Origin of the sequence: Nocardioides alcanivorans, from assembly GCF_021555175.1 — a bacterium.
In the GTDB taxonomy this organism is placed as follows: Bacteria; Actinomycetota; Actinomycetes; order Propionibacteriales; family Nocardioidaceae; genus Nocardioides; species Nocardioides alcanivorans.
In genome coordinates this window covers 1-24,920 of the sequence record NZ_JAKGRW010000054.1, presented here as the reverse complement: position 1 = coordinate 24,920, position 24,920 = coordinate 1, and the positions used below count along the sequence as shown (strand labels likewise).

At 67.6% G+C, this 24,920-nt stretch carries 26 protein-coding genes and 3 pseudogenes; 13 read left to right on the top strand and 16 right to left on the bottom strand.

The annotated features are described in order from the left end of the window. A complete protein-coding gene (locus L1066_RS22815) occupies positions 1-945 on the top strand; it encodes a hypothetical protein (RefSeq protein ID WP_235738670.1) in 945 nt (314 codons plus the stop codon). A 171-nt stretch (positions 946-1,116) separates the two neighbouring features. Here the strand turns inward: L1066_RS22815 and L1066_RS22810 are convergent, their stop codons facing one another. Next, positions 1,117-2,298, bottom strand: a complete 1,182-nt coding sequence (locus tag L1066_RS22810; RefSeq protein WP_235738669.1) for a cytochrome P450 — start codon at positions 2,296-2,298, stop codon at positions 1,117-1,119. Between the two features lie 245 nt (positions 2,299-2,543). Here L1066_RS22810 and L1066_RS27235 point away from each other — a divergent pair. The 4 genes and pseudogenes from L1066_RS27235 to L1066_RS28140 all read left to right on the top strand — a co-directional run. Then, positions 2,544-2,906, top strand: a pseudogene (locus tag L1066_RS27235) (thiolase family protein); the annotation flags it as partial. Then, positions 2,807-3,706: an acetyl-CoA C-acyltransferase gene (locus L1066_RS22800; RefSeq protein WP_312008604.1), complete on the top strand. Its 900-nt coding sequence runs from the start codon at positions 2,807-2,809 to the stop codon at positions 3,704-3,706. The pseudogene L1066_RS27235 and the gene L1066_RS22800, both read left to right, overlap by 100 nt. A gap of 11 nt (positions 3,707-3,717) precedes the next feature. Next, the gene (locus L1066_RS22795) at positions 3,718-4,632 is read left to right on the top strand and encodes an acyl-CoA dehydrogenase family protein (protein WP_235738666.1); all 915 of its coding nucleotides are present in this window, start codon (positions 3,718-3,720) and stop codon (positions 4,630-4,632) included. Beyond that, the gene (locus L1066_RS28140; RefSeq protein WP_235738781.1) at positions 4,527-4,934 is read left to right on the top strand and encodes an acyl-CoA dehydrogenase family protein; all 408 of its coding nucleotides are present in this window, start codon (positions 4,527-4,529) and stop codon (positions 4,932-4,934) included. Before L1066_RS22795 ends, L1066_RS28140 begins: the two co-directional genes overlap by 106 nt. 181 nt (positions 4,935-5,115) lie before the next feature. Here the strand turns inward: L1066_RS28140 and L1066_RS22785 are convergent, their stop codons facing one another. The 6 genes from L1066_RS22785 to L1066_RS27225 all read right to left on the bottom strand — a co-directional run bounded on the left by L1066_RS22785 (position 5,116) and on the right by L1066_RS27225 (position 9,247). Beyond that, positions 5,116-5,706, bottom strand: coding sequence for a class I SAM-dependent methyltransferase (locus tag L1066_RS22785; RefSeq protein ID WP_235738665.1), 591 nt, complete (start codon positions 5,704-5,706; stop codon positions 5,116-5,118). Positions 5,707-5,742: 36 nt separating this feature from the next. Next, the gene (locus L1066_RS22780) at positions 5,743-6,993 is read right to left on the bottom strand and encodes an RNA polymerase sigma factor (RefSeq protein ID WP_235738664.1); all 1,251 of its coding nucleotides are present in this window, start codon (positions 6,991-6,993) and stop codon (positions 5,743-5,745) included. Positions 6,994-7,004: 11 nt separating this feature from the next. Further along, the gene (locus tag L1066_RS22775; RefSeq protein WP_235738663.1) at positions 7,005-7,352 is read right to left on the bottom strand and encodes a YciI family protein; all 348 of its coding nucleotides are present in this window, start codon (positions 7,350-7,352) and stop codon (positions 7,005-7,007) included. A 223-nt stretch (positions 7,353-7,575) separates the two neighbouring features. After that, positions 7,576-8,454, bottom strand: a complete 879-nt coding sequence (locus tag L1066_RS22770) for an SDR family oxidoreductase (RefSeq protein ID WP_235738662.1) — start codon at positions 8,452-8,454, stop codon at positions 7,576-7,578. Positions 8,455-8,480: 26 nt separating this feature from the next. Beyond that, entirely contained in the window at positions 8,481-8,939 is a 459-nt protein-coding gene (locus tag L1066_RS27230; RefSeq protein ID WP_283095582.1) for an SDR family oxidoreductase, read from the bottom strand. Then, on the bottom strand, positions 8,885-9,247 hold the full coding sequence (locus L1066_RS27225) for an SDR family NAD(P)-dependent oxidoreductase (RefSeq protein WP_283095581.1): 363 nt from the start codon (positions 9,245-9,247) through the stop codon (positions 8,885-8,887). The genes L1066_RS27230 and L1066_RS27225 overlap by 55 nt, the downstream gene beginning before the upstream one ends. A 90-nt stretch (positions 9,248-9,337) precedes the next feature. On the opposite strand from L1066_RS27225, the gene L1066_RS22760 reads away from it, so the two are divergent. Genes L1066_RS22760 through L1066_RS22745 form a run of 4 tightly spaced genes read left to right on the top strand, consistent with a single transcriptional unit; the run spans position 9,338 to position 12,844 of the window. Beyond that, on the top strand, positions 9,338-10,108 hold the full coding sequence (locus L1066_RS22760) for an enoyl-CoA hydratase family protein (RefSeq protein WP_235738661.1): 771 nt from the start codon (positions 9,338-9,340) through the stop codon (positions 10,106-10,108). Beyond that, on the top strand, positions 10,105-10,992 hold the full coding sequence (locus L1066_RS22755) for a CoA transferase subunit A (protein WP_235738660.1): 888 nt from the start codon (positions 10,105-10,107) through the stop codon (positions 10,990-10,992). The genes L1066_RS22760 and L1066_RS22755 overlap by 4 nt, the downstream gene beginning before the upstream one ends. A 14-nt stretch (positions 10,993-11,006) precedes the next feature. Then, positions 11,007-11,777, top strand: a complete 771-nt coding sequence (locus tag L1066_RS22750; protein ID WP_235738659.1) for a CoA-transferase subunit beta — start codon at positions 11,007-11,009, stop codon at positions 11,775-11,777. Then, the gene (locus tag L1066_RS22745; RefSeq protein ID WP_235738658.1) at positions 11,774-12,844 is read left to right on the top strand and encodes an NAD(P)H-dependent flavin oxidoreductase; all 1,071 of its coding nucleotides are present in this window, start codon (positions 11,774-11,776) and stop codon (positions 12,842-12,844) included. The genes L1066_RS22750 and L1066_RS22745 overlap by 4 nt, the downstream gene beginning before the upstream one ends. Positions 12,845-12,968: 124 nt before the next feature. On the opposite strand, the gene L1066_RS22740 is transcribed toward L1066_RS22745, so the two are convergent. The 3 genes from L1066_RS22740 to L1066_RS22730 all read right to left on the bottom strand — a co-directional run bounded on the left by L1066_RS22740 (position 12,969) and on the right by L1066_RS22730 (position 16,223). Next, positions 12,969-13,820 (bottom strand): SDR family oxidoreductase, encoded by an 852-nt coding sequence (locus L1066_RS22740; protein ID WP_235738657.1) that lies wholly within the window; start codon positions 13,818-13,820, stop codon positions 12,969-12,971. Between the two features lie 100 nt (positions 13,821-13,920). Further along, positions 13,921-14,127, bottom strand: a complete 207-nt coding sequence (locus tag L1066_RS22735; protein WP_235738656.1) for a hypothetical protein — start codon at positions 14,125-14,127, stop codon at positions 13,921-13,923. Next, on the bottom strand, positions 14,127-16,223 hold the full coding sequence (locus tag L1066_RS22730) for a DNA gyrase/topoisomerase IV subunit B (protein WP_312008666.1): 2,097 nt from the start codon (positions 16,221-16,223) through the stop codon (positions 14,127-14,129). The genes L1066_RS22735 and L1066_RS22730 overlap by 1 nt, the downstream gene beginning before the upstream one ends. A gap of 256 nt (positions 16,224-16,479) precedes the next feature. On the opposite strand from L1066_RS22730, the gene L1066_RS22725 reads away from it, so the two are divergent. Together L1066_RS22725 and L1066_RS22720 are read left to right on the top strand one after the other, a co-directional pair. Continuing rightward, a complete protein-coding gene (locus L1066_RS22725) occupies positions 16,480-16,713 on the top strand; it encodes a DUF7455 domain-containing protein (RefSeq protein WP_235738654.1) in 234 nt (77 codons plus the stop codon). Between the two features lie 79 nt (positions 16,714-16,792). After that, complete coding sequence (locus tag L1066_RS22720) at positions 16,793-17,269, top strand: DUF456 domain-containing protein (protein ID WP_235738653.1); 477 nt, start codon at positions 16,793-16,795, stop codon at positions 17,267-17,269. A gap of 15 nt (positions 17,270-17,284) precedes the next feature. Here the strand turns inward: L1066_RS22720 and L1066_RS22715 are convergent, their stop codons facing one another. The 3 genes and pseudogenes from L1066_RS22715 to L1066_RS22705 form a co-directional block, all read right to left on the bottom strand. Then, on the bottom strand, positions 17,285-17,836 hold the full coding sequence (locus tag L1066_RS22715; protein ID WP_235738652.1) for a hypothetical protein: 552 nt from the start codon (positions 17,834-17,836) through the stop codon (positions 17,285-17,287). 145 nt (positions 17,837-17,981) lie between these two features. Then, a pseudogene (locus tag L1066_RS22710) lies at positions 17,982-19,297 on the bottom strand (RNA polymerase sigma factor). Positions 19,298-19,631: 334 nt separating this feature from the next. Then, positions 19,632-20,201, bottom strand: coding sequence for an HhH-GPD-type base excision DNA repair protein (locus L1066_RS22705; RefSeq protein WP_249225232.1), 570 nt, complete (start codon positions 20,199-20,201; stop codon positions 19,632-19,634). Between the two features lie 225 nt (positions 20,202-20,426). Between L1066_RS22705 and L1066_RS22700 the strand changes: the two genes are divergently transcribed. Beyond that, positions 20,427-20,756 carry a hypothetical protein gene (locus L1066_RS22700; protein ID WP_235738651.1) on the top strand — a complete coding sequence of 110 codons (330 nt, stop codon included), beginning with the start codon at positions 20,427-20,429 and terminating at the stop codon, positions 20,754-20,756. A gap of 164 nt (positions 20,757-20,920) precedes the next feature. Here the strand turns inward: L1066_RS22700 and L1066_RS22695 are convergent, their stop codons facing one another. Genes L1066_RS22695 through L1066_RS22690 form a run of 3 tightly spaced genes read right to left on the bottom strand, consistent with a single transcriptional unit; the run spans position 20,921 to position 23,116 of the window. Then, entirely contained in the window at positions 20,921-22,219 is a 1,299-nt protein-coding gene (locus L1066_RS22695; RefSeq protein ID WP_235738650.1) for a glutamate-cysteine ligase family protein, read from the bottom strand. Between the two features lie 28 nt (positions 22,220-22,247). After that, on the bottom strand, positions 22,248-22,445 hold the full coding sequence (locus tag L1066_RS27220) for a DUF4192 family protein (RefSeq protein ID WP_312008596.1): 198 nt from the start codon (positions 22,443-22,445) through the stop codon (positions 22,248-22,250). Further along, positions 22,397-23,116 (bottom strand): DUF4192 family protein, encoded by a 720-nt coding sequence (locus L1066_RS22690; RefSeq protein WP_312008594.1) that lies wholly within the window; start codon positions 23,114-23,116, stop codon positions 22,397-22,399. Before L1066_RS22690 ends, L1066_RS27220 begins: the two co-directional genes overlap by 49 nt. Before the next feature lie 192 nt (positions 23,117-23,308). Here L1066_RS22690 and L1066_RS22685 point away from each other — a divergent pair. After that, positions 23,309-24,636 (top strand): annotated as a pseudogene (locus L1066_RS22685) (DNA polymerase IV); the annotation flags it as partial. Between the last annotated feature and the right edge of the window lie 284 nt (positions 24,637-24,920).

Here is a 24,920-nt window from a genome sequence, read left to right as displayed (position 1 = left end):
ATGCCACCTCGTCAACCCACCGCTCTCGGCCTCGTCATCGCCCTGGCCGTCTCGCTCGTCGCGCTGACCCCGGCCGCATCGGTCGCCGCTGACAGTGCTCCGCCACCCGGCGCCGATGCACCAGCCGCGAGCGCACATGCCCACGCCGCCCCCATGTCACAGGCAGCTCGCCTGCGAACCACGGCAGAACGCAAGGGCAAGTGGCCCGTCAAGCAGCGGGTGGGCGTGACCCTGCCCGTCGGCACGCCATCGACCCCGAGCACCCCGCTGCCCCAGCGGCTGGCCGCTGCGACCATCACCCAGGACCTGGTGCGCGGCACGATCAGCGCGAAGGTGAAGCTCCGCGGCAAGCCGACCCCGACCCTCGACTCGATGGTGATCGTTGCCCTGGGAAAGGTGACTCCCGACGGCACCTGGTGCCAGTCCCCCTGGGAGACCACCGTCTACTGGTATGCCTACGGCACCCACGCACCCGGCCTCAAGCGCAACGGGGCGTCGATGGAGCTGATCCACTTCCGAGAGGACCTGGCGAAGCAGGACATGTTCGACTGTGCCTACGCACAGACCTGGCGCATCGAGCCCGAAGGGTCCGACCCCTACGTCGTCCAGTTCGACGGCCGCACCAGCGATGGTCTGACTGCTGTGCTCGACAAGCCGAACTTCAAGGTCAAGGCACCCGGCAAGGTCAAGGCCAAGGTCAAGCGCTGGCAGCAGATCAAGGTCAAGGTCACCAACAAGAACCAGCGCGTCACGGCCCCGAAGGTCAAGGTCAAGGTGAAGGGCAAGAAGGTGACGTCGAAGGTCGCCAAGATCGGCAAGCTCAAGCCCGGAAAGAGCCGCAAGGTGAAGGTGCGAATGCGCGTCGCGCCGGGCCACAAGGGCACGGCCAAGATCGTGGTGAACTCCCAGGGAGCGAAGTCGTCCAAGAAGATCCGGCTTCGCTGACCCGCGGGTGGCGCCGCTTGGCGATCTGGTGATGCTGAGGTCCCTCGATCTCGACGGTGTCTTTCGGAGGCAGTTCTCGCTTGTCTCCGACCGTGCCTCGTCGGCGGGCCCTGAAACGACGGAGGCCGGTACCTGGGGAAACCAAGTACCGGCCTCAGCCTGCCGCCCGGGTCAGCCCGTGTAGGTGGCGTTCAGGTCCTTGATGCCGTTGATCCAGCCACTGCGCAGCCTGCGCGGGGTGCCGACAGCGCTGATGTTGGGAATCTTGTCGGCGATCGTGTTGAACATGATGTCGATCTCCTTGCGGGCCAGGTTGGCGCCGATGCAGTAGTGCGCACCGTGACCGCCGAACCCGAGCTGCGGGTTGTTCTCCCGCGTGATGTCGAAGGTGAACGGGTCCTCGAAGACGTCCTCGTCGAAGTTTCCGCTGGTGTAGAACATGAGCACGCGGTCGCCGGCCTTGACCAGCTGGTCACCGACCGTGACGTCGTTGATCGCGGTGCGCTGGAAGACACTCACTGGAGTGGCCCAGCGAACGACCTCGTCGACCATGGTCGCGGGTCGCTCCGCCTTGTAGAGCTCCCACTGCTCCGGGTGCTCGAGGAACGCCATCATGCCGTGCGTGATCGCGTTGCGCGTGGTCTCGTTGCCCGCCACAGCGAGGAGGATCACGAAGAAGCCGAACTCGTCGTCGGTCAGGGCATGGCCGTCCACGTCAGCGGTCACCAGCTTGGTGACGATGTCGTCCTGCGGGTTCTTGCGACGGTCGTCGGCGAGCATCATCGCGTAGCCGAGAATCTCGGCAGCGGCGATGGCCTCGTCGCCCTCGACCTCGGGGTCGTCGTAGGCGAGCATCTGGTTGGACCAGTCGAAGAGCTTGCCGCGCTCCTCCTGCGGCACGCCGAGCAGCTCCGCGATCGCCTGCAGCGGGAGCTCGGAGGCGAGATCCTCGACGAAGTTGCCCGATCCCTTGGCCAGGGCCGCGTCGACGATCTTCTCGGCACGCTCCTTGAGCGCGTCCTCGATCCGCGCAATGGCACGCGGCGTGAAGCCGCGCGAGATGACCTGGCGCATCGCCGTGTGTGACGGCGGGTCGTGGTGGATGAGCATTGCGCCCTGGAGCTCCACCTGCTCGCGGGTCATGTCGGGCGCGAAGCGCACGATGACGCCGTTCTTGGCGGTGGAGAAGTCCTTGCTGTTCTTCGAGATCGCCGCGATGTCGGCATGCTTGGTCACCGCCCAGTAGCCGGTGTCCAAGAAGCCGGCGCGCGCCTCGGGCTCCTGCTCCACCCACACCACGGGCGAGTTCTGGCGCAGTTGCTTGAAGACCTCGTGCGGGACGGCCTGCTCCATCTGCGCGGGGTCGGTCAGGTCCAGACCGTCATAGGTCGGGGGAAATGGTCACGGTGCTTCCTCCAACGTTTCTGCAACACGTTCTAGTGATGATGGTTACATACCAACGGTTTGTTTGGAAGGGCCACGCCGAGCCAATTTCCTGACCGGGACCCAAAGTTGTCGCGGCGAGGAACGTGTTCTACTTTCGCTGGACCGGGCCCCGCAGCGAATGGGGCCGCCAGCACCGAGCGAGTGAGGCATCCATGGGCAACCCCGTCATCGTCGAAGCAGTGCGTTCCCCGCAGGGCAAGCGCGGCGGATGGCTCGCCGGCATCCACCCGGCTGAGCTGCTCGGTGCCGCTCAGACCGAGGTCCTCAAGCGCGCGGGCGTCGACTCCGACCTCATCGAGCAGGTCATCGGCGGCTGCGTCACCCAGGCAGGCGAACAGTCCAACAACATGGTCCGTCGCGCCTGGATGCACGCCGGCCTGGCCAATCACACCGCCTCGACCGTGATCGATGCCCAGTGCTCGTCGGCCCAGCAGGCGACCCACCTCATCAACTCGATGATCGCCGCCGGCGCCATCAAGGCCGGCGTCGCGTGTGGCGTCGAGTCGATGAGCCGCATCCCGCTCGGCAGCAGCGTGCCCCCGGCTTCGGTGACCCGCGCCCCGACTCCTGGAACATCGACCTGCCGGACCAGTTCTCCGCTGCAGACCGCATCGCCGCAAACCGTGGCTTCGACCGCGCCGAGGTGGACGCCTTCGGACTCGCCTCCCAGCAGAAGGCGCGCATCGCCGTCGACGAGGGTCGCTTCGACCGCGAGATCTTCGCCATCGAGGCCCCGGTGCTCGACGCCGAGGGCAAGCCCACTGGCGAGACGCGCACCGTCACCCAGGACCAGGGCCTCCGCGAGACCACCCTCGAGGGTCTGGCCAAGCTGAAGCCCGTGCTTGAAGGCGGCATCCACACCGCCGGCTCCTCCTCGCAGATCTCCGACGGCACGTCGGCGATCCTCCTCATGGACGAGGAGCTGGCCCTGAGCCTCGGCCTCAAGCCCCGCGCCCGGATCATCACGTCCTGCCTCGTCGGCGCCGACCCCTACTACCACCTCGACGGTCCGGTCCAGGCCACCGAGAAGGCCCTCAAGGACTCCGGCATGAGCATCGCCGACATCGACCTCTGCGAGGTCAACGAAGCCTTCGCCTCGGTCGTCATGTCGTGGGCCAAGGTCCACGACGTCCCGGCAGACAAGTACAACGTCAACGGCGGGGCGATCGCGATCGGCCACCCGGTCGGCTCCACCGGGACCCGCCTGCTCACCACCGCGCTGCACGAGCTCGAGCGCCGCGACGCGAGCACCGCACTGGTGTCGATGTGCGCTGGCGGCGCCCAGGCCTCGGCCACCATCATCGAGCGGATCTGAGGTCAGTCGCCGTGTACGCGTGGACTGAGGAAGAGCTCGCGTTCCGCGACGCCGTCCGCAGCTTCGTCGACAAGGAGATCCGTCCGCTCCAGGACGACCTCGAGCACGAGGGCCTGCCGCCGTACGAGATCTCCCGCAAGTTCTACAAGGCGTTCGGTCTCGACGAGGCCGCAGCTGAGTACTTCGAGTGGCAGATCCGCCGCGACGAGGCCGCCGCCGCTGGCGAGGCGTTCGACGAGCCGCAGCCCGAGGGTGGGGTCGGCGGTGGCCCGATCGCCAACATCGAGCTCGCCAAGGTCGGCCTCGGCATCCCGACCGCGATCGGGATCTCTGCAGGCATGGTCGGCGGGACCATCAACTCGCTCGGCACCGTCGAACAGCGCAGGCGTTGGGCCCGCGACGTGATGACCCTGGCCAAGATCGGCGCGTGGGCGATCACCGAGCCGGACGCCGGCTCGGACGCCTTCGGCGGCATGCGTACGACGGCCAAGCCCGACGGCAACGGCGGCTGGGTGATCAACGGCCAGAAGACCTTCATCTCCAACGGCCCGTATGCCGACACGATCATCGTCTACTGCAAGCTCGACGACGGCTCCGAACCCGACCGCCGCAAGCAGCCGGTGCTCATCTTCGTTCTCGACGCCGACATGGAGGGACTCACTCGGTCGAAGCCCTTCAAGAAGATGGGCATGTCGTCCTCCCCACCGGGCAGCTCTTCTTCGACCACGTCAAGGTCGGCGCTGACCGGCTGCTGGCCGGCAAGCCCGGCTCCGACGGCCGTGAGTCGGCGCGGAAGAACTTCATCGGCGAACGCGTCGGCATCGCCACGCTCGCCCTCGGCATCATCGAGGAGTGCCAACGGCTCTCCATCGACTATGCCAAGCAGCGCGAGCTGTGGGGCCAGCCGATCAGCCAGTTCCAGCTGATCCAGCTGAAGCTGGCCGAGATGGAGATCGCCCGCGTCAACGTGCAGAACATGGTCTTCAAGGGACTGCACGCCCAACGCACGGGGGCCATGGACATCGCCGAGGCTTCTGCGATGAAGCTCTATTCGTCGCGCGCAGCCACCGAGGTGGCCATGGAGGCGGTGCAACTCTTCGGCGGCAACGGCTACATGGCCGAGTACCGGGTCGAACAGCTCGCCCGGGACGCGAAGTCGTTGATGATCCACGCCGGCTCCAACGAGGTGCAGGTGACCCACGTGGCGAAGGGCCTCCTCCGCCGCTGACCCCGCCCCGCGAACCTTCACCTGGAGCGCGCGAACCTTCAGTGAGAGCCCGCGAACCTTCAGTTGGATGCCGCGTTGTCGCGGAATTGAAGGTTCGCGCGTTCTGAGTGAAGGTTCGCGCGTTCTGAGTGAAGGTTCGCGCGTTCCGAGTGAAGGTTCGCGCGTTCTGAGTGAAGGTTCGTCAGGGCGTGCGCAGGACGCTGACTGCGAAGTCGGACTCCCGACTGAAGGGTTCTAGGTCCCACGTCGAGAAACGATGCTCGAGCCGCAGGCCCGCTGCGGTGATGTCGGCGTCGAACCGCCCGTAGGAGTACTCCTCCGCACGTCGGAAGCCGATCACGATGCGGCCACCGGGACGCACATGGGCCGCCAACCGCTCGAGGACCCGACGCTCGGTCCCGGGCGCCACGAAGAGCATCACGTTGCCGGCCACGACGGCCAGGTCGAAGGGCTCCTCGTCCGCGAGGTCCAACTCCGCCAGGTCCCCGACGAGCCACCGCGGACCCGGGTGGTCGTCCTCGGCAGCCGCGATCAGCTCCGGGTCCACGTCGACGCCGACGACGACGTGACCCCGCCGGTGCAACTCGCCACCAAGGCGGCCCGGGCCACATCCCCCGTCGAGCACTCGGGATCCGCGGGGCAGCATGGCGTCGATCGTGCGGGCCTCACCGTCGAGATCGACGCCCTCGGCGGCCATCGTGCGGAAGCGCTCGATGTACCACTGGGAGTGCCCGTCCTTCGTGTCGGTGAACCAGCGTGGCTTGGTGCTCATGCCTTCATCATGGCCTGCCGCCGGCGCTCTCCGCCTTCAGGGGCCCATGCTCTCGTCCAGTCCCGCCAGCGCCGCCAACAGGAACCGGTCCTCCGCATCGTTGCCGGGCAGTTCCAGGGCACGTTGATAGGCCCGCGAGGCGCGCTCCACCTCACCCAGCTCCGCCAGGGTCGTGGCACGGGCGACGTGGAAGGGTCGATAGCGATCCAGCGTGGGCTCGACCGCCAATTCGTCGAGCCGCTCCAGGCCCACGGCGGGACCGTGTGCACGCCCGAGCGCCACTGCCGCTCCAAGTTGAACCACCGGGTTCGGCTCGTGGGCGGACAGGAGCCGGTAGAGAACCACTATCTGTGCCCAGTCGGTCTCCTCGAAACTGGCGGCTTCGGCGTGCACGGCGGCGATCGCGGCCTGGATCGAGTAGGCCCCCGGTTCCGGTCCGGCCGCCGCAACCTCGGCCAACTGGACTCCTTCCCTCACCAGGTCGGCGCGCCACAGGGTCCGTTGCTGATCCGACAGTGGTACTGGCTGTCCGTCTGGGCCGGTCCGCGCCGGACGCCGCGCCTCGGTCAGGACGAGGAGGGCGAGCAGGCCGATGACCTCCGTCGTCGACGGCATCAGCTCTCGAAGCACTCTTGCCAGACGGATCGCCTCCGTCGTCAGGTCGTCACGAATGTGCTCGCTCCCCGCGGAGCGGGCGAATCCCTCCGCGTAGAGCAGGTAGATGACTCGCTGCACGCCACGCAACCGCGCCGGCAGCTCCTCCGGCCGCGGACTCTCGAAGGTGACCCCGAGAGTGCGGATCCGCTTCTTGGCCCGCACGATCCGCTGTTGCATCGTCGGCACCGGGACGAGGAGCGCGTGCGCCACTTCCGCAGTACTGAGACCAGCCAGGAAGCGGAGGGTGAGGGCAACCCGGTCCTCCGGAGCCAGCACCGGATGGCAACAGGCGAAGAAGAGCCCGAGCCGGTCATCCGGTACTGCTCCGGCCGGGGCAGTCTCGTGCCTCTCCTCCTGGATCCGGAGCTCAGCGAGCTTGCGGGCGAGCACGGCCTCGCGGCGTACGACGTCGAGTGCCTTCCGCTTGGCGGTGGTGTGCAGCCAAGCCTCGGGCACGGCCGGGACCCCACGCTCGGGCCAGGTTCGCAGGGCCTGGGCCAACGCCTCCTGCAACATGTCCTCGGCCAGGTCGAGGTCGCCGAAGCGGCGTGCCAGGGAGCCCAGGACGCGGGCCCGGACATCTTGGTCGATCGCGGCCACGACCCGGCGCACCTCGTTCTGCGCGGTCATGGGCTGCCGACTCAGTACGGGGCGAGTGGACGGATCTCGACGTGTCCGCCGGGCGCGGACCCGGGGCTGCGGCGTGCCCAGTCCACGGCGGCGTCAAGGTCAGGCACGTCGATGATGTAGCCCCCGCCGACGAACTCCTGGACCTCCGCGAAGGGCCCTGAGGAGACGATGCGCTCACCGTTGTCGTCGCTGCGCACGATCGCCCCGTGCTCAGGATCCTCGAGCGCGAACGAGCTGACCACGACGCCCGCATCCGTGATCTCCTGGTCGAAGGCGAAGAACTGCTCCGGGCTCGCCCCTCCCTCCTCACCGCAGGCCGGATCGTTGAGGTGGCCCATCAGCAGCAGTGCGTACTTCATGATGTCTCCAGGGTGACTTGTCGGTGTCGAACCGGGCGGCCCGACACCACGATGACGGACGGAAGCATCCAGGATCGACAGCGATCCGGAAGATTCTTGCACCCAAGGTTTCCATGACCCGAGATTTCCATGACCCGCCCACATCAACTGGCGTTCACGCCAGGGAAGGCACTGCGCCCCGGCTGCTGGAGCAACCGGGGCGCAGGAGGTCACGACGCGAAGATCAGGAACCGTAGACCTTGTCCGGTACGGCGCCCTCGGCGATGAGCGCGTCGACGACGTCACCGAGCTCGCTGGCCTCCCAGCGCCGGCCCGCATCGCGGGCGGCGCCGTGACGCCACCCGTCCTCGAGGGTGAGCAGGCCGCCGTCGATCTCGAAGACCCGACCCGTGACGTGACCCGCGGCCTCGGAGGCGAGCCAGGCGACGACCGGTGAGTTGTCCTCGGGCAGCGCCATCTCGGAGGTGTCGAAGGCACCCTCGGTCATGCGGGTCTTGGCAACCGGAGCAATCGCGTTGACGGTGACGCCCACGCGACCGAGCTCAGCGGCAGCCACCAGGGTCATCGTCGCGATGCCGCCCTTGGCCGCGGAGTAGGCAACCTGGCCGATGGAGCCCTGGAGCCCAGCACCGGACGTGGTGTTGATGACGCGGCCGGCGCGCTGACGGTCGGCCTTGGACTCGGCGCGCCAGTACGCCGCGGCGTGCCGTAGCGTCGCGAAGTGACCCTTGAGGTGCACCCGGATGACGGCATCCCACTCGTCCTCCGTGGCGTTGACCAGCATGCGGTCACGCACGAAGCCGGCGTTGTTGACGAGGATGTCGAGCCCACCGAAGGTGTCGATCGCCTGCTGGACCAGCGCTGCGGCCTGCTCGAAGTCGGCGACATCGGCGCCGTTGACCACGGCCTCACCGCCCAGGGCCTCGATCTCTGCGACGACCTGGTGGGCCGGGCTGTCCTCCTTCACTCCGTTGTTGGAGACGCCGAAGTCGTTGACGACCACCTTGGCGCCCTGGCGGGCGAGCTCGAGGGCGTGCGCCCGACCGATGCCGCGGCCGGCTCCGGTGACGATGGCGACGCGGCCATCCAGGATCTTACTCATGGGAGGGGCTCCTTCGTTTTGGCCGGTCAGGCCTGGTTGAGGTTGTCGAGGACGTGCTGGAAGACGGGCGGCTCGCCACCGCCGTGGCACTGGATCGAGGCACCGGTGACATAGGAGCTGAGGTCCGAGGCCAGGAAGAGGGCAACGTTGCCGACCTCCTCCGGCTTGGCCATGCGGCCCAGCGGGATCGTCTGCTCGATGGCGGCAACCGTCTCGTCGCCGCCGTAGTGGTCGGCGGTGTCCGTGGTGCGGCACAGGCCCACGTTGATCGAGTTGACCCGCACCTTGGGCGCCCATTCCATGCCCGCGCTCACGGTGAGCTGGTCGACGGCAGCCTTGGCGGCGCCGTACACCGCCGTGCCCGGCGAGGGCCGCAGCGCGGAGATCGAGGAGATGTTGACGATGCTGCCGCCCTGGTCCTGCGCCTGCATCACCCGGTTGGCGGCCTGGGCAACCAGCAGCACGGAGGTGAAGTTGAGCCCCATGATCTTGTCGTGGAAACGCGGCGATCCGTCGGCGAGGAGTGCGTACGGCGCTCCCCGGCGTTGTTGACGGCGATGTCGAGCCGCCCGTGCTCAGCGACGATGCCATCGATCATCGCGTGGACGGCATCGGCGTCGCGGACGTCGCAGACCACGTGGGTCGTACCGGGAGCCGGGGTCACCTCGGACCGGGCGCAGGTCACGACGTGGGCACCCGCTTCGACGAGCGTGGCCGCGATTCCGGCGCCGATGCCCTTGGTGCCGCCGGTGACGAGGGCGACGCGGCCGGTGAGGTCAATGGAGAGGGACATGCTGCTAGGCTACCAAGCAAACGTTTGGTTGTGTGGATCCGGCCCGCCCCTTCCGGGGACGCGGCGGTCACTGCGAAAGGGTCGTAAGCGATGGCAATCACCTCCGAGCTCCGTGAGGACCACGTCCGGGTCATCACGATGGAACACGGCAAGGTCAACGCACTCCCCGTCTCCGACTGGTACGGCGTGGCGAAGGCCCTCGACGAGGCCGGCCAGGATCGCGACACCCACGTGGTGGTGTTGCGAGCCGAGGGGCGCGGGTTCAACGCCGGCGTGGACATCAAGGAGATGCAGAACACCACCGGGTTCGAGGCGCTGCTCGGCGCCAACTCCGGCTGCTACGCGGCGTTCAAGGCCGTCTACGAGTGCCCGGTTCCGGTGATCGCCGCGGTCAACGGCCACTGCATCGGCGGCGGCGTCGGCCTGGTCGGCAACGCCGACGTCGTGGTCGCCTCCGAGGACGCCTACTTCTCCGTGCCCGAGGTGAACCAGGGAGCGCTCGGCGCCGCCACCCACATGGCACGCCTGGTCCCGCAACACATGATGCGCACCCTCTACTTCACCGCTGGCAAGATCGCCGCGTCCGACCTCGTGCAGTTCGGATCGGTCCACCGCGTGGTACCTCGCGAGGAGCTCCTCGAGGCCGCCCTCGAGGTGGCCCGCGTGATCGCCAGCAAGAACAACAAGGTCATCCGTGCCGCCAAGGAGGCGATCAACGGGATCGACCCCATCGACGTCAACAAGAGCTACCGCTTCGAACAGGGCTTCACCTTCGAGCTCAACCTCATGGGTGTGTCCGACGAACTCCGCGATGATTTCGCGGGCACCGACAAGTCCGGGTCCAAGGAGGCCACCAAGTGACAAAACCGCGCAGCAAGCAGATGACGATCGACGAGGTCGTCGCCCAACTCTCCGACGGCATGACCATCGGAATCGGTGGCTGGGGTCCCCGGCGCAAGCCGATGGCACTGGTCCGCGCCATCCTCCGCTCGGACCTCAAGGACCTCACCATCGTCTCCTGGGGCGGCGCTGACGTCGGCCTGCTCGCGGAGGCCGGCAAGATCAAGAAGCTGGTCTACGCCTTCGTCACGATGGACACCGTGCCACTGGAGCCCAACTTCCAGAACGCCCGCCAGAACCGCACGATCCCGGAGATCTGCGAGTGGGACGAGGGCATGTTCTACACGGGCCTGAAGGCAGCCGCCGAGAACCTTCCGTTCCTGCCGCTGCGCGCCGGGCTGGGCTCCGACGTCCTGGTCAACAACCCCGAGCTCAAGCTGGTCGCCAGCCCGTACGCCGACGAGAACGGAGACGTCGAGGAGTTCGTGGCCGTGCCGGCCCTCAAGCTCGATGTCGCCCTCGTGCACCTGAACCGTGCCGACGAGCACGGCAACGCCAGCTACCTCGGCCCCGACCCCTACTTCGACGACTTGTTCGCGATGGCCGCCGAGAAGACCTTCGTGTCGTGCGAGCAGATCATCGACACCGCCGGTCTGACCACCGACACCCCGTTCCAGCGGGTGCTGCTCAACCGGATGATGGTGGCCGGCGTCGTGGAGACCCCCAACGGGGCTCACTTCACCAACTGCGTGCCCGACTACGAGCGCGACGAGAAGTTCCAGAAGCACTACGCCACGTCCGTGAAGGACCCCGAGACGTGGGCTGCGTTCAAGGAGCGGTTCCTCTCGGGTGACGAGGCCGCCTACCAGGACGCCGTCAAGGCGTTCCACGCCGAGCAGGCCTGAAGAGGAGACTGAACATGACTGACGTGACTCGCGCAGAGGTCTGCGCCGCCGCCATCGCCGATGCGTTCGCCGAGGACGGCGAGATCTTCGGTTCCCCGATGGGCACCCTGCCGATGCTGGGTGTTCGCCTGGCCAAGCTCACCTCCAATCCCGACCTGGTGATCTCCGACGGAGAGGCTCTCTTCCTCGCCGGTGTTCCGCCCCTGTTCGCCAAGGGCGACGTGGTCGAGGGCTGGATCCCCTTCCGCCGCGTCTTCGACGTGGTGGCCTACGGCCGTCGCCACGTGATGATGGGCGCCACCCAGGTCGACAAGCACGGCAACCAGAACATCTCCGCCATCGGACCCCACCTGCAGCCGAAGCGGCAGCTCCTCGGCTCGCGTGGCGCCCCGGGCAACACCGTGAACAACCGCACCTCCTACTGGGTGCCGAAGCACTCGCCTCGGGTCTTCGTGGAGAAGGTCGACATCGTCTCCGGCGTCGGCCCGAAGGCTGCCAAGGAGTCCGGCCCGGGCGCGTCGAAGCACAACGACATCCACCGGATCGTCTCCAACCTCGGCGTCTTCGACGTGAACGGCCCGGACGACACCGTGCGCCTGCTCTCGGTGCACCCCGGGGTCACGGTTGACGAGGTCGTCGAGGCCACCGGCTTCGACCTCAAGATCCAGGGCGAGGTGCCGACCACGCGGGTGCCCGACGCCTCCGAGCTGATGATCATCCGCAACGTGCTCGACCCGAAGAACATCCGCGACCGCGAGGTCCCGCCCGTCGAGGCCGCGAAGTGAGCACCGAGCAGCTGCTGCGCACCCCGCTGACCGACTTGGTCGGCGTACGCCACCCGGTCGTGCAGACCGGGATGGGCTGGGTCGCGGGGCCGCGGCTCGTCTCGGCCACCGCGAACGCCGGTGGTCTGGGCATCCTCGCTTCGGCGACGATGACCTACGAGGAGCTCGAGAAGGCGATCGTCGAGGTCAAGAGCCGCACCGACCAGCCGTTCGGGGTCAACCTGCGGGCCGACGCCGCTGACGCGCCGGCGCGCTGCGAACTGCTGATCAAGCACGGGGTGAAGGTGGCCTCGTTCGCGCTGGCACCGAAGCCGGAGTTGATCGCCAAGCTCAAGGAGAACGACATCGTCGTGATCCCGAGCGTCGGCCTGCCGAAGCACGCCAAGAAGGTCGCCTCGTGGGGCGCGGACGCCGTGATGATCCAGGGTGGCGAGGGCGGGGGCCACACCGGCGCCACTCCCACCACCCTGCTTCTGCCGTCGGTGCTCGACGCGGTCGACATCCCGGTGATCGCCGCCGGTGGTTTCTTCGACGGGCGTGGCCTGGCCGCCGCGCTGTCCTACGGCGCCGCGGGCATCGGCATGGGCACCCGCTTCCTGCTCACCGCCGACAGCGCGGTGCCGCAGGCAGTTAAGGAGCTCTACCTCGGCTACGGACTCGACGGCACCGTCGTGACCGCCAAGGTCGACGGGATGCCGCACCGAATGCTGCGCACCCCGTTCGTCGAGGAGATCGAGGAGACCAGCGCGGTCCGCCGCCTGGCCCCCACGGTCAAGCGGACGCTGGAGTTCAAGAAGATGTCGGGCATGTCCTGGATGCAACTGGCCAAGGACGGGCGCGAGATGAAGAAGAACCAGGGCCGTACCCTCGCCCAGATGACGCTGGCCGCCAACACGCCGATGATGCTCAAGGCCGGTCTGGTCGAGGGCGACACCAACGCGGGCGTACTCGCCTCCGGCCAGGTCGTCGGCATCCTCGACGACCTGCCCACCTGCGAACAGCTCGTCGACCGGGTCGTCACTCAGGCTGCCGCTGAGCTCGCCCGGGCGCACTCCTACCTGGTTTGAACCACTCCGGATCTGGCAATTCCCCGCCCGGGCGGGGAATTGCCAGCCTGTGGGCCGTAGCCACACACACCAAGCAACAGTTTTGGTGACACAGTCCGGAGCGCGCTGCGCCTGGCCCGATTGATCAGACGGCCCAGGACCGTACGGCGTCGGCGAACGTTTGGGTCGGACGGCCGATCAGCCGCGCGAGATCCCCGGAGTCGACGACCAGTTCCCCGTCGGCGGTGTTCTTGTCGAGCGCCGCGACGAACCCAGCGGTGCCTTCATCGAGACCGACTCCGACGAGCGCAGCCACGTGCTCTTCCGTGGAGACGTTGTTGACCTCGACCGGCTTGCCCAGGACGTCGGCGAAGACTGCTGCTTGGTCGGCCATGCTCAGCGCCTCGTCGCCGCCCAGTTCGTAGACCGCGCCCTCGTGCCCCTCAGAGGTGAGGACGACGGCGGCCGCGTCAGCGAGATCTGCGCGACTCGCGCTGGACACCCGGCCGTCGCCGGCGCTGGACAGCAGCGAACCGGTCTGCGCTGCCTGCTCGAAGTTCTGCTGGTAGTTCTCGTGGTACCAACCGTTCCGCAGGATCGTGAACGGAAGGCCACTCTCGCGGAGGACGCTCTCCGTGGCGATGTGCTCAGGAGCCAGCACCAGCGTGGTGTCGTGGGCCTTCGGGGCGCTGGTGTAGACGACGCGCGCGGCACCGGCCTTCGTTGCGGCCTCGATCACGTTGGTGTGTTGCGGGACCCGCTGCCCGACCTCGCTGCCGGAGACGAGCAGGACGGTGTCACCCTGCTTGATGACTCCCTCGGCCGGCGCATTGAAGTCGAACGCGGCAGTCTGCACCCCGAGGGCGGCGAGTTCCGTGAGCCGGTCAGCAGACCGGCCGGTGGCGACGATGGAAGCGGGCTCGGTCCCGCGTGCGATCAGGGAACGGACGACCAGGTTGCCCAGGTGACCCGTGGCACCGGTGACGACGACAGACATGCAGACTCCTCAAGGACGTAGTTGTTGAAATCTAAACGTCCCCAGGGGTCCGCGCATTCCCAAGACAGGCAATGACCACCACGATGCGTCGCTCCCTCCGCTACCGGAACGGGTCCCAGTCACGTGGTGCGAAGTCCTCCTGCCGCTCGGCCAGTCGATGACGGAGGTAGCGGAGCAGGTCGCCGTCCTCGTCGATGCACTCCGCGTAGGCCCTGTCAGACCTACGCTCGAGTCTCCCCGGCTTCTTCGGGCCGCCCGGACGCTGCACCTTCTGGCGGACCCGTCCGAGCAGTTCAGCAACACCCATCAGGCGTCGAGCGCCTCGGCATCGACCTCGTAGGCGCCCTGGATGATGAACTCCTTGCGCGGCGCGACCTCGGACCCCATGAGCAACTCGAACACCTTCGAAGCTGCGTCGGCGTCGTCGGCGGTGATCCGACGCAGCGTGCGACGACGCGGGTCCATGGTGGTCTCGGCCAGTTGGTCGGCGTCCATCTCACCCAGACCCTTGTAGCGCTGCACCGGGTCCTTCCAACGAACGTTCTTCTTGGTCAGCTCGGCCAGCTTCCGCTGCAACTCGCCGTCGGAGTAGGTGTAGACGTACTTGTCCATCCCCTTCTTGGGGTTGGAGAGCTCGATGCGGTGCAGTGGCGGCACCGCAGAGTAGACGCGGCCCTCGCGGATCAGGTCGGGCATGTACTTGAAGAAGAGCGTCGCCAACAGACACCGGATGTGAGCACCGTCGGAGTCGGCGTCGGCCATGAAGATGATCCGTCCGTAACGACGAGCATCGATGTCGAAGGTACGCCCCGACCCGGCGCCGACGACCTGGATGATCGAGGCACACTCGGCGTTCTTGAGCATGTCGCCCACCGACGCCTTCTGTACGTTGAGGATCTTGCCGCGGATCGGCAGCAGCGCCTGGAACTCCGAGTTGCGCGCCAGCTTGGCGGTGCCGAGCGCCGAATCACCCTCGACGATGAAGAGTTCGGAGCGCTCGTTGTCACCCGAGCGGCAATCGGCGAGCTTCGCTGGCAGCGTCGACGACTCCAGCGCGTTCTTCCGCCGCTGCGTCTCCTTCAGCTGGCGGGCCGAGATGCGGGTCTTGGCCGCCCCGGCCACCTTCTCCATGACGAGCTTGGCCTGCGCCTTCTCAGCGCGCTTGGAGGAGGTCAGGAAGTCCTTGAGCTCCTTGGCGACCACCTTGCGTACGACGCTCCGTGCGGCTGGGGTGCCGAGGATCTCCTTGGTCTGGCCCTCGAACTGGGGTTCGGCCAGACGGACGGTCACGACAGCGGTCATGCCCTCGAGCACGTCGTCCTTGATCACGTCGGCGTCATTGACCTTCAACGCCTTGCTCTGTCGCATGACCTCGTTGAAGGTCTTCGTGGCGGCCTGCTCGAAGCCGGCGACATGGGTGCCGCCCTTCGGGGTCGCGATCACGTTGACGAAAGACTTCAGGTGGTGGTCGTAGCCGTGGCCCCACCGGACAGCGACGTCGACCGCGAGCTCCCGCTCGATCTCCTGGGGCGTCATGTGCCCCTTGTCGTCCAGCAACGGAACCGTCTCGGTGAAGCTGCCGGCTCCCTGCAACCGCAGCACTTCGGTGACCGGCTCGTCGGAGGCGAGGAACTCTACGAACTCCGCGATGCCGCCGTCGTGGCGGAACTTCTCCTCGACGAACTCCGGTCCCCGCTGGTCGCGGATGACGAGCTCGAGCCCGGGCACGATGAACGAGGTCTGACGAGCGCGACCCAACAGCTCGTCCCAGACATAGCCCGCATCCTTCGTGAAGATCTGACGATCTGGCCAGAAACGGATCCGGGTCCCGGACTTGCCCTTGGCGACCCTCTTGCCCTTGCGGGTGAGGCCCGACTTGGCCTCGAACTCCGCATCGGGGCCGTCGCCTTCGAAGACACCGGGTACGCCGCGCCGGAAGCTCAGGCCCTGCGTCGTCGGCGACCGATCGACGTCGATGTCCATCCGACTGGAGAGCGCGTTGACGACCGAGAGGCCAACGCCGTGCAGACCGCCCGTGGCGACGTACGAGCCACCACCGAACTTGCCTCCCGCGTGGAGCTTCGTGGCCACGACCTCGACCCCGGGCAGCCCGGTGCGGGGCTCCTTGTCGGTGGGGATGCCTCGCCCGTCGTCATAGACCTCGACGGAGCCGTCCGGGTGCAAGGTCACCTCGACGGCGGACGCCGCGCCCGCAAGCGCCTCGTCCACGCCGTTGTCGATGATCTCCCAGACGCAATGCATCAGCCCGCGGGTGTCCGTGGAGCCGATGTACATACCTGGCCGCTTGCGCACCGCTTCGAGTCCTTCGAGGACAAGCAGGTGCGCGGCGTTGTACGTGTTGTCGATGATGGAGTCCTTCGTCTCGCCTGTGCAAAGTCGAATCTAGTCGCTCGTACGTCGGAACGTGTGGAGCCCCGCCCGCGTCGCCTCGGATCGGTGCAACCAAGTCGGTGCCGAACGCGTCACAAGGGGTGAGGAGGGACGTCTCATCCGTGTGGGAACGGTCCAATCCGTGGAGTGGCTACCCGCACGCGTTTGGACTTCATGATTGGATGTTGACCAACGAAGGGTGAGATGAGCACCACGTGGGGAATCTTTTCCACGAGTTCCTCGTTGAACCGGACGAACACACGAGAAAGTGAGGCCGATTGTGACTACTACAGTTGCCCCCAGCACCTCCCTGACGGCGGAAGACCGCTGTGACCGGTGCGGCGCTCAGGCCTACCTCCGAGTGGAGCTCGCTTCCGGCCTGGACCTGCTCTTCTGCGCTCACCACGCCCGGGAACACGGAAACAAGCTTCGCGAGGTAGCCACCACGGTCGTGGATGAGACCCACAAGCTTGGCGGTTCCAGCACGCCTGCCGCGGACTGATCGACGACTTCCACGAAGCCCCGACACTCGACGTGTCGGGGCTTCGTGCATTCTCCGACCTGAATGACAGGCTGGCCCCGTGACCTTGTTCGATGCCGCTGTCGCCCTTGCCATCGCCGTCGGCATTGCCGGCATCGTGGTGCCCGTCCTGCCCGGCATGCTGCTGATCACGGCCGCCCTGATCACGTGGGGCTTCCAGGTGGGCGGTTCCACCGCTTGGACCGTGACCGGCATCGCGCTGGCCCTCATCGTGCTCGGCAGCGTGGTGAAGTACGCCGTCCCCGGCCGAAGCCTCAAGCGCAGCGGAATCCCCAGCGAGTCCCTGCTCGTGGGGGCGCTGCTCGGCATCATCGGATTCTTCGTGGTGCCCGTGATCGGCATCGTGTTGGGCTTCGTGCTCGGGATCTATCTCACCGAGGCACGGCGCGTGGGCGTGGGTGCTGCCAGGGGCACCACGTGGGCGGCTCTGAAGGCCGCCGGGCTGTCGATCCTCATCGAGTTCTGCGCCGCCGTTGCGGCAGCCGCAGTGTGGGCCGTCGGCGTGGTGCTCACCTGAACGGGCGCCCCGGCATCAGCCGGCTGCGCTGCTCCTGACCCACCCGCTGAAGGAGCGCTTGCCGGGTGCCCAGTCGATGACCGGGTGCGAGGCGTCGTACTGGTCGACCATCTTCTGGCTGACTCGCACCTTGGCCTTCTGCCCGAAGCAGGCACGGTCCATCGTCAGCTTGGAGAAGTCCTTCTTCCACTTCAGCTTGAGCGAATGGTTGCAGTTGACACGCTTGTCGCTGATCTTCCAGTTCTTGACCTTCACCAGCGCGTAGTCGGTGCCCGACTCCAGAGCGGAGACCAGCGCGAGTTCCGGGCCCTTCCGGTTCTTCTTGGTGTCGATGAAGATCGCGGTGCTCGCCGAGCCGGCGTCGCTGACCTTGCGCAGATCGGTGTAGTCGCTACGCACCACCAACTTCTTGGCCTGGTGCTTGATCGTCACGGTGAGAATGTCGTTGTTCGACGCCGTCGCGTCGGCTCCGTCATCGATGACGGTCTTGTCGGCGTACGCCGCCGGAGCGGTCAGCGCCAGGACGGCCAGCGCTGCGGTGGTTGCGGTGATGCCCTTCTTCAACATGCGGTCTCCTCGAGGTGTCCCAGAGGGTCACCGAGTTGACCCTCTCCACACAGGAGACGCGTGCAACCCGGAAAGGGTTGCACGCGAAGGACCCGTGCCCCTCCGTGTACCCGCAGCGCCAACCGCCACACGTGAAGGAGCGAACTCAGTCGAGGTAGTCGCGCAGCACCTGGGAGCGGCTGGGGTGACGCAGCTTCGACATCGTCTTGGACTCGATCTGGCGGATCCGCTCGCGGGTCACGCCATAGACCTTGCCGATCTCGTCGAGGGTCTTGGGTTGACCGTCGGTCAGCCCGAAGCGCATCGAGACGACACCGGCCTCACGCTCGGAGAGGGTGTCGAGCACCGCGTGCAGCTGCTCCTGCAGCAAGGTGAACGACACGGCGTCCGCCGGCACGATCGCCTCGGAGTCCTCGATGAGGTCGCCGAACTCGGAGTCGCCGTCCTCGCCCAGGGGGTGTGCAGGGAGATCGGCTCGCGACCGTACTTCTGGACCTCGACGACCTTCTCCGGGGTCATGTCGAGTTCCTTGGCGAGCTCCTCGGGGGTGGGCTCGCGGCCCAGGTCCTGGAGCATCTGGCGCTGGACGCGAGCCAGCTTGTTGATGACCTCGACCATGTGCACCGGGATCCGGATGGTGCGGGCCTGGTCAGCCATGGCGCGCGTGATCGCTTGGCGGATCCACCAGGTGGCGTAGGTCGAGAACTTGTAGCCCTTGGTGTAGTCGAACTTCTCGACGGCACGGATCAGGCCGAGGTTGCCTTCCTGGATCAGGTCGAGGAAGAGCATGCCGCGACCGGTGTAGCGCTTGGCCAGCGAGACGACGAGTCGCAGGTTGGCCTCGAGCAGGTGGTTCTTGGCACGGCGACCGTCGGCGGCGATCCACTCGAGCTCCTCGAGCACCTTGGGCGTGATCTTGCCGCCCTTGGCGAGCTTCTCGTCGGAGAAGAGGCCGGCCTCGATGCGCTTCGCCAGTTCCACCTCCATCTCGGCGTTGAGGAGCGGAACCTTGCCGATCTGCTTCAGGTAGTCCTTGACCGGGTCCGCGGTGGCACCGGCCACCATGACCTGCTGCTCGGGCTCGTCGGTGTCATCAGCGGCGGAGACGACGAAGGATGCTTCCTTCTCGTCCTCCTTGATGCTGGGATCGGCCGCGACGTCCTTCTCGAACTGCTCGTCCGGGATGTCGGGCAGGACCTTCTTGCCGTCGGGTCCGATCACCACGGCGGGCGCCTCGGCGGCCTGCTTCGCAGCCCTCTTGGCTGCGGCAGCCGTCTTGGCGGCAGCCGCCCTGACCGCGGCGGTCTCGGTCGGCGCAGCCTTCTTGGCGGGAGCCTTCTTGGCCGCAGCCTTCTTCGCGGTGGCGCTCGCGGTCGCCTTGCGCGGCGACGTCGCCGCAACGGCGCGCTTCTGGTCCTCGGCGTCGAGGGCGACGGTGATCCCCTTCTCAGCCAGGTGCACCAGGAGCGCCCGCAGGTGCCGAGGTTCGATCGCCGCCTGCTCGCTGGCACGGCGCACCGCCTCTGGCGAGGTGGTGCCGGTCGGGGCGGCCTCCTCGACCAGTCCGACGATCGAAGGGTGCATCAGCACCTCGGCCGGCAACAACGTGCGTGAGTTCGAAGACACGAACACCTCTCGGATAATGCTTTGGGGCGCGGCAAGTCCCGGTGTCGTCAAGAGCCGCAGACACATTCTGACACGACTCCCAAGGAACTCCCTGATCGCCCCACCCCAGCCCGGTCGGTGGGACTGTCGGCACCGCCGTGAATGCCAGGTGATTCAGGGGCGGACCGGCTCAGGCCTTCGCCTTCGCAGCGGCCTTCATCTGCTTCTTGTGGTCGCGCACCTTCTGCAGCGTGACGTCGTCGACGACGTCGGCCACCGACCGGTGCCCCTCCAACGAGTAGTCCCCGGTGACCTTCTCCCAGCCGTCGAGACGCACGCCCAACTGCTTGGCGAGCAGTGCCTGGAAGATCTTCGCCTTCTGGGCACCGAAGCCCGGCAGCGCCCGGATCCGCTTGTCGAGGTCCTTGGCATCCTTCGCCTCGGTCCAGATCCGCTCGGCCTCGCCGTCGTACTCCTCATTGACCAACCGAGCCAGGTCCTGCAGCCGCGCGGCCATCGATCCCGGGAACCGGTGGACCGCGGGCGTCTCCGCACACAGGGCAGCGAACTGCTCGGGATCGGCGGACGCGACGGCATCGGGGGTGAAGCTGCCCAGCCGTTGCTGCACCTTGTGGGGGCCGCGGAAGGCGTGCTCCATCGGATACTGCTGGTCGAGCAGCATCCCGGCGACAAGGGCGAAGGGGCTGGCCGAGAGAACGGCGTCGGCGTCAGGGTCCTGACAGATCTGGAGGTCCACCATGGGTTCGATTCTGCCAGCGACCCGGACATCGGGCGTACGTCGCCCTCACCGGCCTTGTGGAGAACCTCCGCCCGGTGTCGGCAGCTTCAGGCAAGGTGGGGAGGTGACCGACGTACCCGCCCCTCCCCGTCGCTCCCGGCTCACGCCCTCCGACCGGGCACTTCGCAGCGCCGTGGCCGCCCTGCGCCGCGAGCACCGGGGTGGACGTTCCCACCCCGGCTCCGGGTGGGAACGCTCGCCGGCAGTCACGTCGAGGTCGAGGCGCCGACCGAGCGGCGCGTCGACGACGCCCTGGTCGCCGACATGGTCGATGCCCTCGTCGAACGGGCCCTGGTGACCGAGATGCTGTCGACGGAGTCGGCTGGAGATGCCTGGATCCTGCGTCCCGGAACTCCGCGCGACGATGTCGAGGACCGGCGTTGGCTGCGCGAGGTGGAGCGGGCCGCCACGGCAAGGAACCTGCCGATCCCGCGGCTGTGGGTGATCACCAAGTCGGGCGGGACCGACGTCCGCGCCAGCCGTACCCTCACGTGGGTGCGCGCCAGGACGTCATGACCCCCAGGTGTGCACCGGAGCGTTGTCATGCATCTGCTCGCGATAGTCCACCAACGCGCGCCGAACGGCCTCCCGCCGCCCCAGATCGGCTTCACGCGCATGCACCCGCCCCACGAACCACGAAGCTCCGTTGACGCCGGTGACACAGCGCTGCTCGATGATGCTCAGCAGCCTGTCTGAGTTCTCCGCCTTGACGCCCCAGGCCGAGAGGCCTTCGGCCGCGACCGGGAGCAACCGGCGCAGGATGAGCTCGGTGGCACGCACCTGGCCCAGGCCCGGCCAGTAGACCTCGGCGTCGATGCCGTGGCGGGCGGCCTGATGGAAGTTCTCCTCGGCCGCGCTGAAGGACATCTGCGACCACAACGGTCGCTCGGCGTTGGACAGCTGGCGCACCAGACCGAACCAGAAGGCAGCGTTGGCAAGGGTGTCGACCACGGTCGGGCCGGCCGCCAGGACCCGGTTCTCCACCCGCAGGTGAGGCACCCCCTCGGCGATGTCGTAGACAGGCCGGTTCCAACGGTAGACGGTGCCGTTGTGGAGCCGCAGCTCAGCCAGTGTCGGCACTCCCCGTCGGCCAGGACCTGTTCGGGGTCCTCGTCCTCGGTGACCGGCAGCAGGGCCGGGAAGTAGCGGACGTTCTCCTCGAAGAGGTCGAAGACCGAGGTGATCCAGCGCTCGCCGAACCACACCCGTGGTCGCACTCCCTGCGCCTTGAGCTCCTCGCTGCGGGTGTCGGTGGCCTGCTCGAAGAGTGGGATCCTCGTCTCGGCCCACAACTCCTTGCCGAGGAGCATCGGCGAGTTGGCACCGACCGCCAGCTGGATGCCGGCGATCGCCTGCGCGGCGTTCCAGTGGCCCGCGAAGTCGTCGGGCGAACACTGCAGGTGCAGCTGGGTGCTGGTGCAGGCAGCCTCGGGAATGATGGTGTCGGCGGTGGTCCGCAACCGTTCGGCACCGGCGATGTCGATGACGATGTCTTCACCGCGACTGTTGAGGATCTGGTCGCTGAGCAGGCGGTAGCGCGGGTTCGGAGCGAGCGCATCTGCCGTGAGGTGCTCCTCGCCCAGCGTCGGCAGGATCCCGATCATGACCATGTGCGCACCAACGTCACGAGCCCGTTCCTCGGCATGGTTGAGGCTGTCGCGCAAACCCAGCTCGTAGGCCTCGAGCCCGTCCTGGTGGAGGTGCCGCGGGGGCACATTGATCTCGACGTTGAACTGCCCGAGCTCCGTCTGGAAGTCGGGATCGGCGATCTCGTCGAGCACCTCGGCGCTCTTCATCGACGGCATCGCTTCGTCGTCGACGAGATTGAGCTCGATCTCCAGGCCGATCATCGGGTCGTCGGTGTCGAACACCGACTCGCGGAGCATCCGGGTGAACACGTCGAGACACTGGCGCACCTTCTCCCGGTGGCGCACGCGGTCAGCACGTGTGAACTCCTGGGACGCGATGTCTTCACCCATTCCGGCAGCGTAGTCGCGTGCGCCGCGGTCAGGCACCCCATTCGGTGGGCGCCACTGCGTTGTCGAGGTTGTCGGCGACGGCCCGCGCAACCGGGTGACCCAGGCCAGTGGCGTTGACCCTGTCGATCGCGCACCACGCCAACGCCCCGTCGCCGGCCAGGTAGGCCGCCAATGCGGTCATGGCCGCCGCGTGCGGGACATGCTCGGCCGGCGCGCGTCGGAGCACGTCGACCCAGAACTCGAGCCGCTCGACAGCCCCTCGTGGCGCATGCGCCGGCCCACCTCGACAGCGGTCGACTCATCGGCGAGGCAGAGCAGGAGCTCGGCGACCACGCCGTCACTGGGCGCCTCCCGGGAGCGTGAGTGGCGACGTACGACGGAGCGCACCCGCCGCTGCGCCCCGTCGCCGCCGCGCGGTGGCGCGGACTCGCGCAACGCCGCTTCGACCCGGGGGATCGCCTCCGGATCCGGATCGAGCGTGGCTGCCAGGTCGTCGCGGCTCCGGTGGGTGATCCGCCCGGTCAGCACACCCTGCACCGTGAGCGGATGGTTGCTGATGTCGAACGGGACGCCTTCGAGGCGGGCACCCTCGATGAAGCAGTCGGGCAGGGTGAACCAGAGGCTGTCGTGCACCCGGATCGCCACGACCACGTCGACACCTTCGGCAAGACTGGTGAGCAGGAAGCGCTCACTCACCCTGGCCGCGTTGAAGACGTCGTCGGAGTAGACGAGGAGCGCCACGGCCGCCACGTCGTTGGCGAGCGCGGCACCGACCAGCTGGTCGACGGCGACGATCACGTCGTCGTCGCTCCGCGGCAGGTCGATCCGGGCATGAACGGAGGTGGGGCCGGCACACGTCAGCATCACGACGGACTCCTCAGGCTGGAATCCGATCACGAAGGGGCGACGGCGAGGAGGTCCTCGGTGGTGGACACGACAAAGGGCGATGTGGTCTTCATGGCGAGGTGCTGCCCGCGCCGGGAACCGGCAACCACACCGCCCGGTTGCCTGTGGACGACTTCCGCCACATCGACGGCTGTGGACACAGGCCGGCCCAGTCGTGTCGGGGACATGGCTTAACGTGCCCTCATGAGGTCCCAGGCGTCGGTGCTCCACATCGATCTCGATGCCTTCTTCGCGTCGGTCGAGCAGCGCGACAAGCCGTCGCTGCGAGGCAAACCAGTCGTGGTGGGCGGCACCGGAGGGCGCGGCGTGGTGTCCACCGCGTCCTACGAGGCCCGCAAGTCCGGCGTACGGTCCGCGATGAGCACCCGCGAGGCCCGGGCCCGCTGTCCCCACGCTGCCTTCCTGAGCGGCCGCTTCCCGGCCTATCGCGCGGCCAGCAGGGTCGTCATGGACCTGCTCCGTGCGATCTCACCCTCGTCGAGCCACTCTCCATCGACGAGGCCTTCGTCGACCTCGAGTCGAGCGACGTCGACACGACCGACCTGGCCGGGCTCCGGAGGTTCGGGGAGGAGCTGCGTGCCCGCGTCCAGGAGGCCACCGGCGGCCTGACTGCCAGCGTCGGGATCGGCTCGTCGAAGTTCATTGCCAAGGTGGCCAGTGACCTGGAGAAGCCCGACGGACTGGTGCTGGTGGCGCCAGGCACCGAACAGGCGATGTTGCGTCCGATGCAGGTGACGGTGCTGCCAGGGGTCGGTCCTGCCACCACCGAACGACTGCGGCGCATCGGCGTGCACACCGTTGCCGAACTCGAGGAGCGCAGCGAGGACGAGCTCGTCCGTCTGCTCGGGCAGGCCCACGGCAGCGCGCTCTTCCTGCTCGCCCGTGCCATCGATCACCGCTCGGTCCACCCCGAGCGCGAGGCGAAGTCGGTCAGCGTCGAGGGCACCTATCCCGAAGACGTCACCGACCGGCACCTCATGGAGGCATTCGTCCAGCGCCATGCGGGCGACGTCGCCCGCCGTCTCGCCAAGCAGGGCATCTCGGGCCGCACGGTGACGCTCAAGGTGCGTCTCCACGACTTCACCACGTTGAGCCGGTCCACCACCTTGGCCTCCCCACCGACGAGGCGACCACGATCGCCCGCACCGCCAAGGCGTTGCTCACCGAACTGGAGCCGCGCGGCGGCGTACGTCTTCTCGGCGTCGGTGTCTCCGGGCTTGCCGACTGGGTGCAGGACGACCTCTTCTCCTTCGCCGACGAGCAGGACGAAGAGGAGGAACCGAAGCCCGAACCGGAGCTCCCACAGTTCTTCCCACGCGGCTGGGCGCCCGGCATGGACGTCGAGCACCCGGAGCACGGCCTGCGGCTGGGTGTGGGGCTCGGGACGCACCGTGGTGACGGTCCGCTTCGAGACTGCGGAGAGCGGCCCCGGGCCGGTGCGGAGCTTCCCGATCGACGACCCCGACCTGCGACCCCACATCTGGCCAGAGCCGGTCGGCGAGCCGACTGAAGCGCACCTGCGTGCCCGGCGCCGCCTGCGCGGCGACCTGCGATGTCGGCGGCGTCCACCACGGCGACGATCGGGTAGCTCGCCTGTCACCGGATGGTCGGCGAGGAAGACCACCGGCCGACCGTCCGGGGGCAACTGGACTCCACCGAGCACCATGCCCCTCACTCGGGGATCTCCCCTGTCGCCGACCGAGCCGCGGCCCCTGCAGTCGCATCCCGACCCGGTTGGAAGTCGGTGACACCGTCCACGGCGTGTCCAACAGCCGCGCCCACGCCCCGACTCCAG